The organism is Lysinibacillus sp. UGB7 (genome assembly GCF_049058285.1).
In the GTDB taxonomy this organism is placed as follows: Bacteria; Bacillota; Bacilli; order Bacillales_A; family Planococcaceae; genus Lysinibacillus; species Lysinibacillus sphaericus_B.
In genome coordinates this window covers 72,647-87,689 of the sequence record NZ_JBMGUV010000014.1, presented here as the reverse complement: position 1 = coordinate 87,689, position 15,043 = coordinate 72,647, and the positions used below count along the sequence as shown (strand labels likewise).

The following is a 15,043-nucleotide window of genomic DNA, read 5'->3' as shown; positions in this document are numbered from 1 at the left end:
AAACAATACCATTTTTATCCATTTTAAATACTGGGGGATAACGTTTAATTAACAAAAGTATTAGCGTTTCCTCACATTCGAAAGGGGAAAATTTGTGAATAACAATAATGTAAAAATTGTAGAAGTAAATGCAGAAAATTGGTATGAATGTTGTGTACTAGAATTATCAAAAGAACAAACAGCTTTTATAGAACCAAATGCTATCTCAATAGCGCAGTCAAAGTTTGAACCGACATTAAAACCGTATGCCATTTATTTTGAAGAAAAAATTGTAGGGTTTTTAATGTTTAATTCTGTAACAGAGGAACTTGGTGGCTATTGGGTCTATAGAATTATGGTTGATAAGCATTTCCAAGGGAAGGGAATTGGTAAAAAAGCTACTGAATTAATGATTTCGGAGGTAGCTAAATTACCGAATGCGAAGAAAATTGTAGTTGGTTATCACCCAGAAAATAAGGGTGCCCATCGTTTATATTCTAGTTTAGGGTTTATTGATAATGGGGATAAATTCGGTAAAGAAATGGCAGTCATCAAATATATAAATAAGTAAAAAAGTATTTCAAGAAATAGTGAGGGGAAGGGGCCTGTTTTAGGTCCTTTTTCTAGTTTGGAAAGATAGTGATCATTGAAATGCATAGCAGTGGAATATCTAATATGCTATCATTGTATAAGAACTAGTGTTCCTTAAAATGTTAGGTAAGGTGATAATATGTCAAAAATAAAAGTTGAAAAACCAAAACTTTCTCTTCATTTACCTGCTGCGAACTTTCAAGAAATACATGATATGGACGAGTCATATCTGACTAATTGCACAATTACTAATTGCACAATTGAAAGAGAAAATGTAGATAAGATAGAATTTTCGCAAGTTACTTTTAAAAATGTGTTATTTAATGATGTGACATTTAGAAATATTGAGTTAACAGATGTTACTTTTGAAAATTGTGATTTATCCAATGCCGATTTTATGGGAGGGATTATACATAGAGTCGAATTTAAAAAATCAAAAATGTTAGGGATTAATCTGTCAGATGCTACTTTAGGCAATGTACTTTTTGAAAACTGTATTATGAATCTAAGTTCGTACGGTTATAGTAGTTTAAAACAAGTACAGTTTGCTAATTGTTCATTACAAAATGCTGATTACTATGAATGCAATTTTAAGAAAGTTGGATTCCAACAATGTGATATAAATGAAGTGAATTTTTCTGGAACATCTCTTAAAGGGATAGATATTAGTAGTTCAACATTTGAAAGGCTAAGTGTAACTTTGGAGGATTTAGATGGATGCGAGGTTTCTTCTGAACAAGCAATTGGTTTTGCTAGAATGTTGGGCTTAAAAGTAAAATAAGCTATTTATTTTGCGTAAAGTTTTACTCACTTGTCTATCAACGAAAGGGCTGTCTAAAAAGTCCTAAACAATACCGCCTGTGCTCCTATTTGGTAAAAGTCGCTTCGCTTTTCCGCGGGCAAGGTATGAGCGCATCGCTCGCTAAGCACCTTGCTGGTTCTCATACGCTTGCTCTTCACGCAAAGTTGACCCTTTGTATCAGAAAAATAGCTTAATAGGATACCTCTAAGTGTATTGTTTTACTTTTGGACAGCCCTTTTACGTCTACTGAAGTGTAAACTATGTTCTTATTTTATAATTTTCATTAAATGATTATTAGTCCTGGAGGAATTTATTCTATTGATTGCCCCCTGTTTCAGCTTCCCATTTGGCTATTTCCTTCCTTACTCGGGGTGCTACCTCAGTTCCTAACAACTCAATGGCTCTCATTACTTCTGCATGTGGCATAGAGCTTAACGGTACATACATCATAAAGCGTGTAATACCAACATTTTTACGCAGGTGAATAATCTTCTGGGCAACAGTCTCCGGATCACCAACATATAGAGCACCGTCGAAGCTGCGAGCGTCATCAAAACTAGAGCGGTCATAGTGCCTCCAGCCTCGCTCCTTGCCAAGTTTATTCATGCCTGCTTGAGTAGAAGGGAAAAATGTCTCTGCTGCTAGTTCGGTATTCTCTGCGATAAATCCTATTGAATGCGATCCGACTTTTAGTTTTGATACATCATGACCAGCGTGCGCTGCCGCTTTCTTATAAAGTTGCACTAGCGGTTCAAACTGCATAGGGTTTCCACCAATAATTGCCAACATCAGTGGTAATCCTAGCAAACCAGCACGAATAGCAGATTGCTGATTGCCTCCACTACCAACCCATATCGGTAAAGGACTTTGAACGGGCCGTGGGTATATGCCTAAATTATTAATCGCAGGTCGATGTCGGCCATCCCAGGTTACTTTTTCGGATTCACGAATCTTAAGCAGTAATTCCAAATGTTCCTCAAACAACTCATCATAGTCATTCAAGTTGTAACCAAATAATGGAAATGATTCGATAAATGAACCCCGGCCAGCCATAATTTCCGCACGTCCATTTGAAATGCCATCGAGCATAGCGAAATCCTGGAAAACTCGTACTGGATCTGCTGAAGAAAGCACTGTCACGGCACTAGTCAGCCGAATATGTTTTGTCATGGGTGCAGCAGCAGCCAGCACAATTGCTGGAGAAGATGCTGCATAATCTTCCCTGTGATGCTCACCTACGCCAAACACATCAAGTCCCACCTGATCAGCAAGAACAATTTCTTCCACAACTTCACGCAATCGTTGTGCGTGACTAATCACTTCACCAGTCTTAACATCCGGCTTTGTTTCTACAAACGAAGTAATACCTATCTCCACGAATTATCTCTCCTTTTTCCCATTAACTTTCTCTGTAAGGTTTGAAAGCAAAGGTTTGAATAGCATATATTTTTATTTCACATTATTTTTATTCCTTCTATAACAAGTGCTTGTGTCGTGCGGATTCATTTTGTAGAACCTGATAATGATAGGACACAGGCTTATTTTATTGCGAGAGCAGTAGCACGACGTGTCATTGCCCAAAATAGAAGAGCTAAAGCACTAACAAAGGCACCGAGTAAGCATACGCCTTGCCAGCCAAAGTGTGCATACATTTGGGTCGAAGTAATTGAACCGCTGGCACTACCGATAGAATAGAACACCATGTACCCAGCGGTAAGACGACTACGCGCTTCCGTACGCAATGGAAGGATCATCGTTTGATTAGTGACATGTACCGCTTGCACTGCCAAGTCAAGCAGAACAATACCTATAACTAATGCCAATAGCGAATGCTCTGTAAAGCTAATGAACAACCATGAAATCAACAATAGCAACAAAGCAATGCCTGTCGTTCTCTGCCCGTAACCTCGATCGGCTAGCCTTCCTGCACGTGCAGCAGCTAAAGCTCCCGCTACTCCTGCAAGACCAAACGCTCCAATTGCACTGTGCGAAAGAGATATTGGAGGCGTGCTAAGGGGCAGTACAAGTGAAGTCCACAATATGTTGAAATCAGCAAATATCAGCAGGGCCAAAACAGAGCGGATGCGTAACACACGTTCTTGGATAAACAACGTAAAGACAGATTTAAGTAATTGAGAATACGAAAGTGATTTTACCTCGCGTTCAACATTAGGTAACACCCTAAAAAACATACATACTATAAAAAGCAGCAGCACAGCAGAAACTAGATATACGGAACGCCAACCCGCAAGATCTGTTAATATCCCCGCAATAGATCGTGCAAGCAGTATGCCGATTACTATTCCGCTAGTTACAGTGCCCACGACACGTCCTCTTTCTGCAGGGGCAGCCATAGTTGCTGCGAATGCCACAAGAGTCTGAGTAACAACCGCAAGGAGTCCCACCGAAGCCATACCTGCGAAAAGTATAGAAGCGGTAGATGAAGTTCCAACTATGACCAAAACAATAATGGATAATAACATCTGACTGATGATCAAACGGCGCTGATTCAGTAAATCACCAAGTGGTACCAGTAGCAGTAATCCAAGACCATAAAAAATCTGCGTAATGGTTATAACAATACCAATGATGGAATGGTCAATACCAAACTCACTTGAAAGCTGATCGAGTAGCGGCTGTGCGAAGTAGATATTCGCGACTGACATACCACATGCAACAGCAAACAATATTGTCTCATAGCGAGACATAGCAGAACCATGATCTGAATTAGTTGTGAAAAATGTCCCTGTTGGCGAATGTGTTTTTATCTCGGTATTGCCTGTTACTTGTTCTTTAACCTCCTTCATTTTGTAAACACCTCTCTCTAAATTTAAAAACAAAGCGAAATATCGTACTGATTGGTATGATATTGTGCCAAGTAAATATAACGTATAGATATTATTTCTGTCAATTGAATTTTAGGGAAAGTATTCAATGCCTCTATAACAGTAATACTCTGTTGGTTTGAAGAAATGCATAATTGACAACACCAATAATTAAATATAAAATTATATTATACTGTTTGGTACGTAAATGTATTTGGCTATATGTACTTAAAGCGATTGAATGAGAGATAATAAAAAGTAATGCGAGGTACTGATGATGGGACGAAACCGCGAATTTGACGAAGAAAAGGCATTAGATGCAGCTATGCAACTATTTTGGGAGAAGGGATATGAGGCAACTTCATTAAGTGATTTAACCTCCAGAATGGGCATTCAACGCCCTAGTGTATACTCAGCCTTTGGAGGCAAAAAAGAATTGTTTGAAGCAGCGTTACGTAAATACACGATGGCTCGTGCATCTGAAATTCGAATGAAACTCCAAAACAATCCATCTGCCAAACAAGCATTCCGTACTTTTTTTGAAGATTTGGTTGCCGAGGAATACACAGAGGGTTTCAGCCGAGGATGTTTTTCCATCAATACAATGGTCGAACTTGCGCCTCATGATGAGAAGTTCGAAATTCTTACAAGAGAACATCAAATGTACTTATCAGTCATATTTCAAGAGACCATCGAACGAGGTATACAATCGGGGGAATTTGACAAAGACATTAATGCGAAGGCATTATCTCAGGCATTACTCGTATCATTGATTGGTCTAACGGTAATAATGAAATCTCGTCCTGAGCGATCATTTGTTGATAATTCTGTGGAAGTAATGCTTGCATTGCTAAAGTAAATAACAGGAATCTGCTCGATTTCTACAAGTAAGTTGCAGGCGTCTCGCAGATTCTTTTCTATGAGAATTCGGTTTATTTAATGAGCAGGCTCATTAGAATTTGCTCACCAATAGGTCCTGTTTTTCGTATTCCGGTATCAATAAACCCAACTTTCTTATATAAATGTTGAGCAGGAATATTCTTCTTATTTACAACTAGAACGACCTCATTATAATTAGGGAAAGAATCTTTAATAAAATGTGGTAAAGCAAGCATGCCTTTCTTAGCAAATCCCCTACCTTGATGTTTGTGATCTACAGTTAATGCTGTTAAAAGTAGCGCGTTTGGATTGCCTGAGTAGTCTTTCACTCTATCTGAAGTATGCAAAAGAAAGAATCCCACTGCTAGTTCATCATGAGCGATGACGATACGATATTGCCGATCTGTTTTTTTTATAATTTCTTTTGGGAGTGCAGAAAATTGAATTTGTTCTTGTGGTAGAGCAAAGTTCTCTAAATCATGTAGAAATTTTGCATCAAAGTGTTCTAATTTAACCGAACTACTAGTATTCATTGACATCCCGCCTTTTAAATATTTTGAATTTTCATTATAGCACAAATGAGAACGTTTGTGCTATTTTGTGAGTTTCAGCAAGCTCATCTATCAGGCAATATCTGCTGAAATAAAGTTATCCCTCTTTCAAAGAAATCAATGAAAGGGGGATAACGTGTAATCGTTTCTTTCTTATGAATTAAAAATAGAAGTAATTACTTTTGGTTTTTTCTTCATATACAAGAAAATAAGTATGGCGGTAATACCTTCAGCGACAGGGAAAGTCCACCAAATTGCCTGTGCACCAAGGTATTTTGGCAATAATATGAGGGCAGGTATAAATAATATAATACTGCGAAGTAACATAATAGTTGTTGCGAGACGAATTTTTTCAATGGATTGGAAGAATTCTGCAAACACCATATTTATGCCAAGAAATACATACCCAATCGCAAAATGAGCAAAGCCTTGTGCAGCCATACTGCGAATGTCCATCGTACTGTCACCGAATAAAGCCATTAGCTGTGAAGGGAACAACGTGGCAATGATTGTCGTGCTTAAACCGAAAATAAGAGCGGTCCCAATCCCTATTTTCAAAAGTACGGTTAATCTCTTTATTAATCTAGCACCATGATGATAGCTGACTAGAGGCTGTAGCGCCATTCCGATGCCGAGGAATACGGTTAAAAGTACCGTATGAATATAGTTGACCATTGCATAGGCAGTAACGCCATTTGCTCCTAAATAGTGTAGAAATGTTACATTGTACAAAATAATCATGACAGCCATTGAAGCTTCCACTATAAAGCTCGGTAGGCCAATGGCAAATATTTTCTTTAAATCTGACCAATTAAAAAACTTTGATACGAATTTTAGCTCAGATTCATTCCGGAAGAAATGTAGGCATAGTACAGACATCCCTAAAATTGTGGAAATCGCAGTCGCTAATGCACAGCCGGTTACACCGTAATTTAATACGAAAATAAAAACATAGTTTAAAAGTATATTCAAAATTGATGTCGTAATTAAACCCATCATGGCAAGCTTTGGATTGCCATCATTTCGAATAAAAATACTTAATAAATTTTCAATCGTATAAAAGACGCCAAATAACAAAATAACATGCAAGTACTCTTGTACATAAGGATAGGTAACATCGCTTGCGCCAAATATATAGGCAATATCCTTTAAGTTTAATAAAAGTAAGGTAATTAATGTGACAACTACAGCCAACATCGCTATTAAAGATAATGTAAAAAGCTGATGTGCACGCTTTTTGTTGCCTTCACCCATTGATATGGAGTACATTGTGGCACCACCCATACCAATCCACAGCGAAATCGATAGAAGAATGGAGAAAATGGGTACGGCTATATTTACGCCTGCCAGTGCTGTAGGTCCAACACCATGACTGACAAAAATACCATCAACTAAAATATTGATTGACATCAGCAACATGCCAACCATTGCTGGAAATAAATACGATAAAAACAATGGCTTCAGTGGTCTAGTTTCAATAGAATTAATTGCTGTCAAGATTGTGTACCTCCTTTACCATCACCTTTTCTCCATGCTCATCGAGTTCACCATTGAAAATGAACCCAAATTTTTTATATAGCTGAATGGCTACTTTATTATTGTCATAGACACTTAAAAATAATTCCTGGCATTGATAATTCCCTACCAAAAAATGAATAAGCTGCTGTAAAAAATACTTCCCCAAACCTTTATGTTGAAAGCGTTCATCGATAAAATATCGATCCAGCCATACACGTTGCGCTTTATCCTCGTGTGGGAAAATCCCATACATAGCAAATCCAACCGCAATGTCGTCCTTATACAGTCCAACAGGTATGAAACGTCGATCGTTTTCAGCTTCCGTTAAGCATTGCATTGTCGTTTCAATAAAGTCTTGCTGATGATCAGCGATGCGCAATGCTAAAATTTCTTCTTTGTTTAAAGTAGTGATGTCACGAATTTCCGTGAACATAATGTCAAAACCTTTCTTTTTTTATTGTGGTTAGCTACAATTTAAGGTATATAGTAACTATATAGTCAAGGGAGGAAACTTAAAATGCTTAATCAAAATGTAAAGTTTTTTACAACAGGGGAGTTTGCTAAGCTTTGTAAAGTTAATAAGCAAACACTGATTTACTACGATCAAATAGGGTTATTATCACCAATCATGAAAGATAGTAAGGACTATCGTTTTTATTCCATTGCACAATATGATTTTTTTAGTGTGATCGAATTATTGAAGGCGGTTGGTATGTCGCTAAAGGAAATTCAGGAATATATGGCAGATAAATCACCCGAAAATTTCTTAGAATTAATGCATCAGCAAAAGGAGATTGTTGCGAAAAAGCGCCAAGAGCTTGCAATGATTGAAAATATTATTGATGTAAAAATTGATTCAACAGTGGAAGCACTACATCTTGATCTTAATAGTATTACAATCGAACATTTCCCTGAGGATACATTGTATTTAAGTAAAAATATTGAGGATTCCACAGAAGAACAGTTTGTTAAGGCAGTTTCTGATTTTATAGATGAGTTAGACCGTTCGCAATTGGATACTGGTTATCCAATCGGCGGTATTACAAAAAGAGAGCAAGTATTAGCCGGTAACTATGATAATTATTGTTACCTATATATGGAACAGCCCCATCCGCGTGAGGGTCATCCATACTTTAAAGCGATTGAAGGAGATTTTATTATTGGTTACCATGTAGGGCCATCTACTACACTAGGTGAAACATACCAACGATTATTTAACGTCATGCATGACAAGGACTACGAGCTAGGACAGTACGTTTATGAGGAATATATTTACGACGCAGTAATTAAAAATCGTGAGGAAGAGTATGTGACAAAAATTATGATGGAACTTGTAAAAAGACAAAAAGCGGAGTAAGGGATGCCTGTAGGAACTATCGTTAAAGATAAATCATTTTTTTGACTCCCTAACAAGATTGTTGACAAGTGCTTAAGCTCATCAACAACCTTTTTTTAATGTTTGGCTAAGTTAATTTCAGGATAGTTTTTCTGAATTTCTTCTAATAGATGTTCATTTGTGCCCTTCAAATTTTTATCAAAAAAGCCTGTTGCAATATAAGGAAAACCCTGTGTGCTAGATAATTGTTCAGTTAACGCGTCGATGTTCTCAAAGTAAGGAGATGGATGGCCGGTCCCTTTTTCGGCAGGATAATAAGCCTGTACCAACAACTCACGATTCATTTGACTACAAATTCTTTGCGCTTTACCATGGAGGAGACTATATGGTAAAAGCGCTAGAAAAAGATCGTTACTAATTTAAAGTTTTTGCATTATTAGCTATAATAGTTGTTACATTACATGGGGAGGAGAATATAAATGAATAAGGTAGATGAAACACGCGATCTTATTATTCAAACTTCCTTAGCTTTATTTAATAAAAAGGGTTATAGTCAAACTTCTATACAAGATATTATGACTGCCACTGGACTTCCTAAAGGTGCTATATATAGAAGGTTTGAAAACAAGAATGATATTGCAATTGCTTCATTTGAATATGCGGGCAGTATTATTTGGCAGTATTATTTTGAAGCCACGAAATTTATAGTTACTGCGACCGATAAATTAATAGCGATGTTTCATATCTACCAAGATGCTGTTAATAACCCACCAATCGAAGGAGGTTGCCCACTACTTAATACGGCTATCGAATCAGATTTTGGATTTCCGGAGCTTCATGAGAAAGCCTCAGAAGCCTACAATCGAACTGTGTTTTTTATACAAGGCATAATTGATGAGGGAATTCATACTAAGGAATTTCGGCAAGAGATGGATTCGTATTCTTTAGCATCCTTTTTGTTTTCGACTATAGAGGGTGCAGTGATGGCAAGCCGATTATCTTTAAATAATGAACATATGCACCATAGTGTGGACCAAGTAAAAATACTATTACAGCATTATACAGAAAAGAACCATAGTTAATATTCATGGTTCTTTTTTTGTATAGAAATATGTGGGGTTATACTATATAATGCTATTTAAGGACCGAACCGTCCGGTCCGATTTGTATAAGAGGTGAATCTTTCATTCTTTATAAATAATGAAGTTAAAAGGAGAGGTTAATATGAAGGTCGTAATTATGCTTTACGATGGAATCACAGCGTTAGATGCAATTGGTCCGTATGAAGTATTCGCAACAGTAGAGGGCATGCAAGTAGAGTTTGTCGCTAAAAATAAAGGTTTAATAAAATTAGATTCTAAAATGGGATACTTACATGCAGATTTAAGTTTTTCTGAAGTACCATCAGCCGATATTCTGGTCGTTCCTGGTTGTCGTCCACCTAATTTTAAAGGGCCAATGAATGACGAAGAAACATTGCAGTGGATTCAGCAAATTCATGAAACGACTAAGTGGACGACTTCCGTGTGTAATGGTTCTCTAATTTTGAGTGCCGCAGGTTTGCTAAAAGGAGCGAAGGCAACCAGTCATTGGGGCTCCTTCGACATTCTAAGCTCTCTTGGTACCATGCCAACTGAAGAAAGGGTAGTTCGCCAAGGCAAAATCGTTACGGCAGCTGGTGTCTCTTCTGGTATCGACATGGCTCTTCAGCTAGTAGCGTGGGAATGTGGAGAAGATATTAGTAAATCAGTCCAATTGTTATTAGAATACGATCCTATGCCTCCGTTTGATGTGGGTTCGCCAAAGAAAGCACCGGCTCCTATGGTAGGGCAATTAAAAATGATGCTTGAAGAACTTGCGAAACAAGAGCCACATTTATAGCGCATAAAATAGGAATGAGGGGGACGATTTGACTATCGTCTCCTTTATTTATTGATTGCAACGGTCAAGCATAAGGTGCCCTCCTAGTGATACATTTGGTGCTTTTCTGAACCAATCATCATCAACTGTCTTTTTTTGTTTAATGTAAGTAATGAATGGGACGATTGCATGCATCGGACATGTGGTCTGACTATTTAATTTTGAATGTCATACAAATAAAATGTAAATCATATATAAAGGTGTAATTTTAGAATTGCAAAATAAAAGGAGTTTCACCTAATAAGTCAAAGTGTTTCTGACGATAAAAAAGCGAAGTATATTTAATAAACATGTTGGAACAGTCTTTGATTAGAGAAGAGGGTGGCACGGTATTTGCACTACTGAAACTGCGTAGCAGACGGTTTATTTGATGGAATATTTTTCTTGAGGACGGAGGGGAAAGTGTTGCAAACTTGGGTAGAGCGATGGGAAACGCTGCTAAAACAGCTTGAACAGCAGGGTGCAGTGGTGCATCCGCTTGAGATACAGCCAGCAGCTAACGAGGAAGAGCTGATAAAGGTCGAAGAAAGAATTGGTGTTCGAATTCCATCTGAGTTCCGGAACTTGCTACTAACGGGGGCTCGACAGGTGGGAGTGTATTGGTCGCTGCCAAATGAGGCGTTGGTTCCTAGTAATCTTGAAGATATGCCCTCTGGTGATTTTGGATGGAGCTTGGAAGGACTTGATTTTCCTTATTTCGGCAGCGATGATGATTTTTCAGATGAACATCATTATTTACAGTTCTATACTGCTGGCAACGGGGACGCGCTGCTTATTAGGATTGAAGACGGGTCTGTTTTGTATTGGGGGCATGAGGATGGTGAGTTCGACTTACTTGCACCAAGCTTCAATGCCTATATAGAGAGAGTTACAGCTCTTGGGTGCATAGGTGCAGATTGCGGTCAGCATCGTCAGTTTTGCGGAGAGGACGGTTTGGATTTGAGTCGTTCTAGCTCGCAAATATGGACGGATTGGCTTGAACAATATTTGACGCTAACTTTGGAGCAAGCAATGATTAACTTGGAATCGTTTCTTATTTATGTATCGATGCACGGAGCGGAGGACTCAAAAGTTCAGGAGGTATTTGCAAATTTTGATTCAACTAAGGTGTATCATGCGGTTCAATCTAATATAGTAGATTCATCGAAATCAATTCATATGCAAGCATGGAGTGAAGTGTTGGTACAGGTATGTGCAGCAGAAGCGGCAGATTGGGTAAGGTCGCTATGGGATAGCCAGACGGCTGTAGTTGGTGCGATTCGTGATTATTTAACAGCTCATTGCCTGCCAGCAGATGAAGGGCTACTGCTCGTTATTCAGGATATAGAGGAAAATCCGGTAAATTCATACATAGCTTTACGTCGACTATGCCATTTTCATAATCCCGAGATTATATCCTGGATGAGGCCGTATGTAACTTTCCCTATTGACGGTTGGGAAGAACTTCTAGTTGAATCACAGCCAAGCGCGGAGGCATTATTTGCATGGCTAAATGGAAGTGAGGCAGAGCGACAAACAGCGATACGCGCAGTCTGTCAAATGATGCACCGGCAAATTTCTCCTACAACACGAGTGGATAAGGAAAAATGGCGACAATTACTTACTGCGTGGAAAGAAAATGAGCTATTACGCAAAAATAAACAACTATTTGACCAAGCTCTCAATGCATTGAATAGTTGGTAAATTTCGGGTAATGAAATCTTTTGTGTGCTAAGGAGAGATGATATTGAGGCATTTCACTATATTTGCGTCCAAGAATGACATTGATGATATTGAATTTAATATTTCAACTGTTTTTGCTAAAGGTTTTGAAATGAAGAGAGAGGACAATGTATATTTTATCAAAACTAAATCGTTGTTTAAAAAAACTATATTTACGATAAGGGTCATTTCTGAAGATACGGATCCAAGTTACTTCGATAAAAATATACCTGGAATGATGGGATATTATAATGACATTCCTTTTGAGGATGAGAACCTCAAGGGATTGGTATTAACACAAATATCCGTTTTAAATACGGTGGTTGCCATCGAAATGGACAAAGATATGAATGAGGAACAGATGCAGCGATTTACGAGGCTGCTATCGAAAATGGGAGGAATTGGCTTTTTACCAGATGGTACTTTATTAGATCAAGAAGGGATTGTTATTGTGTATCCAAATGGGGAATCTGGGTCTGCTAATTTCAGACCACATGGTTGTACAAAAAAGGTAATGGGGCATGAGGTACCATCTGATGAGGGGGAACTAAGAAAGAACAAGACAGAGGCTTATTTAAATGAAAATGGGATATCCTTTAATCATTCCTTACCTCAGCTCGCGCCTATAGAGCAATGTCAGTTTAAAACGCATGAAGATATAGCCAGGAGAGCTGTCGCTTTGTTAATTGTCATTCAATACGCTTGTGATGTAGCGCAAGGTGACAACATCCAAGAATCCAAAGATTTTTTCGTTAATATGCTGCAAAGGTATGACGTGAGAGAATTCTTAACTGATAATGAAAGCAATTTTCTACAGGCTGAAGAACCAAGTAGGCAAGAGGCGGTCAATATTTCTTGGCAATATGAAGCATACTGGGTACTTGTTTGGGCCCTAGGTCTTGTAGATACGCTGGAATTTCCTGATGATGTATGCGACTGTGCTTATGCAATTAAAGTTGTTTCTAACCACGAAACATTTGAACAGTTCTACCTCAATACTACGATGCGTAGCACAGAAGAAATACTGGATGAGGCCGATAAAATTTATAGACTGCACTGGGCATGCGTAGATAGTCGAATAAAAGGGCAAGAATGTCCTGCCGGCATGAACGAAAGCATTGTCACAGAAAGACGCAGGGGATTATTCTGGATGGTGGGTCATCGTAATGAAGGCTGGGATAATATTTCGATGGATACCTAGAAGATGATAACGAAAAGCAGGCCAAGGATCTTTTCCTTAGCCTGCTTTTTTCAATAGATAGATGGAGAGACGGATAAAATGGTCGAACTGACGGATAAAAAAGTGAAAGTGACGGATAAGATGGTCAAAGTGACGGATAAAATAGCAAAGCGAACCGATACAATGCTCAAATTCTTCTACTTTATATAATTCGGCATACTTACCTTGTCAATCAGAAGAAGTCCATCATATTGATCGCGTGGAACAAGACTTTCCTGCATAATTCCCCAACTATATGCTAAACGTGGTTCAAACATCCACGAATTTCCTCGTTCATTTTGACGATTGCGTAAGTCTATGAAGGTGTAAGGTTTATTTGTCGATGAAAGAATATCTTCGACCGATCCTTTTGCTAGGGGCAAGACTTTCATAGGTTCACGCATATTGTTTGCCGTTTCTCCTCCAGCCATATATAGACCAAGTACATAGCTATATTTTTTATAGATATCTGGTAGAAGTTCCCCCATTAATTTTACCGGATAAGGAGAACCCATAACTTCAGATTGGACTTTACGAATATGGTCATTATGAGCCCAAACAATAAATTTCTCTGTCGGGTAAATTTCTGTTGATAACCAAAGCAAGTTTTCTAGCATGGCTTGATCTCGCCATTCCATCGTTTTAAAAAATGACTCAGGGTTATTTTGCTCGATTTCAATATTTGATTGAATCGTTAATTCCACATATTCGTTTGCTAAACGAATACGATCAGTTAAAGTTCTTTCCATAAGTTTTACAATATGTGGTTCATTCGGATAAGCTAACTTTAATTCTGCTTCCTTGGGCTTCACCTGTGATTTTACCTGCGTATATACATCGATGATACTTGGCTTTGCTTTTTTATAACCTTGTAAATCCTTGCTAGCGCTCCATTCCGCTAACTGCTCTTCTACGTCACTGAACTGTTTAGCTAGTTCACTATTTTTTAACCAGTCACCGTTTGTAAATGCACCTTGTTGCTGAATATCAAATCCTGCCAAAACGAGTGGCTTATCTGTTTGTTGAGTTTTCTTAGCATAGTCAAACAACGGTAGTGTTTCCTTTGTCCACCAAACGCCAAAAATAGCATCCTTCATCGTTTGTTGTGCGGCTTGCTTGTCAATTTGTCCTTGGGCATTCATTACATTGCCCATACCACTTTCAAATGCAAGAACGTTGTAACCCATTTCTTGATGTAAAAATTGGATGATACGCGTTTTGGCAAGGTTAAATTCAGCCACTCCATGGGAGCTTTCACCTAAAAAGACAATGCGTTTATCATGTAATAATGGCTTTAACATATCTAAATCATCAAAGTGATTAGATGGAATCTGCTGTTTTTCTAGTTTTTCTGGTTGAATGGACGTTAAACTATAGGCATGGTCGTTCACCCAACTTTTCCATTCTTGTAGTGTTTCATTTGATGTGCGAGCTTGTTTAACATCTAAATGATTATTTTCCACTGCCGTTTGCTCTGTAATAGCAGGGACAGCCGCTGAGGCATTGGTTACATTGGCGAAGCTTAGTAAACTAGTAAAGGCTACACTTAATGAAAGCAACACCATTTGTTTATTTCTTTTTTGCTTATATGGCTTCATCAAAATTCATCGGCCCCTTTCTCTTGTTGAATCCAATTATAATGAGTAAAGTTTAAAATTCTGGTTTGACTTGTTTAAATTTAGTTTAAATTCCGGATTCTTCTTAGTGTCGATTTATATGTAA

General features: G+C 38.1%; 15 protein-coding genes. 8 read left to right on the top strand and 7 right to left on the bottom strand.

Annotated elements, in window-relative coordinates; all coding sequences use genetic code 11:
- Positions 1–94: 94 nt before the first annotated feature.
- Positions 95–550 (top strand): GNAT family N-acetyltransferase, encoded by a 456-nt coding sequence (locus ACOMCU_RS14290; RefSeq protein WP_010860517.1) that lies wholly within the window; start codon positions 95–97, stop codon positions 548–550.
- Positions 551–709: 159 nt separating this feature from the next.
- Positions 710–1,351 (top strand): pentapeptide repeat-containing protein, encoded by a 642-nt coding sequence (locus ACOMCU_RS14285; RefSeq protein WP_421050535.1) that lies wholly within the window; start codon positions 710–712, stop codon positions 1,349–1,351.
- Between the two features lie 336 nt (positions 1,352–1,687).
- On the opposite strand, the gene ACOMCU_RS14280 is transcribed toward ACOMCU_RS14285, so the two are convergent.
- Both ACOMCU_RS14280 and ACOMCU_RS14275 read right to left on the bottom strand, forming a co-directional pair.
- On the bottom strand, positions 1,688–2,749 hold the full coding sequence (locus ACOMCU_RS14280) for an LLM class flavin-dependent oxidoreductase (protein WP_010860515.1): 1,062 nt from the start codon (positions 2,747–2,749) through the stop codon (positions 1,688–1,690).
- A 161-nt stretch (positions 2,750–2,910) separates the two neighbouring features.
- Entirely contained in the window at positions 2,911–4,179 is a 1,269-nt protein-coding gene (locus ACOMCU_RS14275) for an MFS transporter (RefSeq protein ID WP_010860514.1), read from the bottom strand.
- Positions 4,180–4,474: 295 nt separating this feature from the next.
- Between ACOMCU_RS14275 and ACOMCU_RS14270 the strand changes: the two genes are divergently transcribed.
- On the top strand, positions 4,475–5,056 hold the full coding sequence (locus tag ACOMCU_RS14270; RefSeq protein ID WP_010860513.1) for a TetR/AcrR family transcriptional regulator: 582 nt from the start codon (positions 4,475–4,477) through the stop codon (positions 5,054–5,056).
- Between the two features lie 73 nt (positions 5,057–5,129).
- On the opposite strand, the gene ACOMCU_RS14265 is transcribed toward ACOMCU_RS14270, so the two are convergent.
- From ACOMCU_RS14265 to ACOMCU_RS14255, 3 genes are all read right to left on the bottom strand, one after another.
- Positions 5,130–5,609 (bottom strand): GNAT family N-acetyltransferase, encoded by a 480-nt coding sequence (locus ACOMCU_RS14265; RefSeq protein WP_010860512.1) that lies wholly within the window; start codon positions 5,607–5,609, stop codon positions 5,130–5,132.
- 171 nt (positions 5,610–5,780) lie between these two features.
- Positions 5,781–7,124: an MATE family efflux transporter gene (locus tag ACOMCU_RS14260; protein ID WP_010860511.1), complete on the bottom strand. Its 1,344-nt coding sequence runs from the start codon at positions 7,122–7,124 to the stop codon at positions 5,781–5,783.
- Complete coding sequence (locus ACOMCU_RS14255; RefSeq protein ID WP_421050534.1) at positions 7,111–7,578, bottom strand: GNAT family N-acetyltransferase; 468 nt, start codon at positions 7,576–7,578, stop codon at positions 7,111–7,113. Before ACOMCU_RS14255 ends, ACOMCU_RS14260 begins: the two co-directional genes overlap by 14 nt.
- An 84-nt stretch (positions 7,579–7,662) precedes the next feature.
- Here ACOMCU_RS14255 and ACOMCU_RS14250 point away from each other — a divergent pair, with 84 nt between their 5' ends.
- Entirely contained in the window at positions 7,663–8,502 is an 840-nt protein-coding gene (locus ACOMCU_RS14250) for a MerR family transcriptional regulator (RefSeq protein WP_010860509.1), read from the top strand.
- A 95-nt stretch (positions 8,503–8,597) separates the two neighbouring features.
- Here the strand turns inward: ACOMCU_RS14250 and ACOMCU_RS14245 are convergent, their stop codons facing one another.
- Complete coding sequence (locus ACOMCU_RS14245; protein ID WP_010860508.1) at positions 8,598–8,825, bottom strand: hypothetical protein; 228 nt, start codon at positions 8,823–8,825, stop codon at positions 8,598–8,600.
- Between the two features lie 135 nt (positions 8,826–8,960).
- On the opposite strand from ACOMCU_RS14245, the gene ACOMCU_RS14240 reads away from it, so the two are divergent.
- The 4 genes from ACOMCU_RS14240 to ACOMCU_RS14225 all read left to right on the top strand — a co-directional run bounded on the left by ACOMCU_RS14240 (position 8,961) and on the right by ACOMCU_RS14225 (position 13,303).
- Positions 8,961–9,563, top strand: a complete 603-nt coding sequence (locus ACOMCU_RS14240) for a TetR/AcrR family transcriptional regulator (RefSeq protein WP_010860507.1) — start codon at positions 8,961–8,963, stop codon at positions 9,561–9,563.
- A 142-nt stretch (positions 9,564–9,705) separates the two neighbouring features.
- A complete protein-coding gene (locus ACOMCU_RS14235; RefSeq protein WP_010860506.1) occupies positions 9,706–10,362 on the top strand; it encodes a DJ-1/PfpI family protein in 657 nt (218 codons plus the stop codon).
- Between the two features lie 441 nt (positions 10,363–10,803).
- Complete coding sequence (locus ACOMCU_RS14230) at positions 10,804–12,084, top strand: SMI1/KNR4 family protein (protein WP_230491868.1); 1,281 nt, start codon at positions 10,804–10,806, stop codon at positions 12,082–12,084.
- 43 nt (positions 12,085–12,127) lie between these two features.
- Positions 12,128–13,303 (top strand): DUF4272 domain-containing protein, encoded by a 1,176-nt coding sequence (locus tag ACOMCU_RS14225; protein WP_010860504.1) that lies wholly within the window; start codon positions 12,128–12,130, stop codon positions 13,301–13,303.
- Positions 13,304–13,479: 176 nt separating this feature from the next.
- Here the strand turns inward: ACOMCU_RS14225 and ACOMCU_RS14220 are convergent, their stop codons facing one another.
- Complete coding sequence (locus tag ACOMCU_RS14220; RefSeq protein WP_036131653.1) at positions 13,480–14,919, bottom strand: erythromycin esterase family protein; 1,440 nt, start codon at positions 14,917–14,919, stop codon at positions 13,480–13,482.
- Positions 14,920–15,043: the final 124 nt, after the last annotated feature.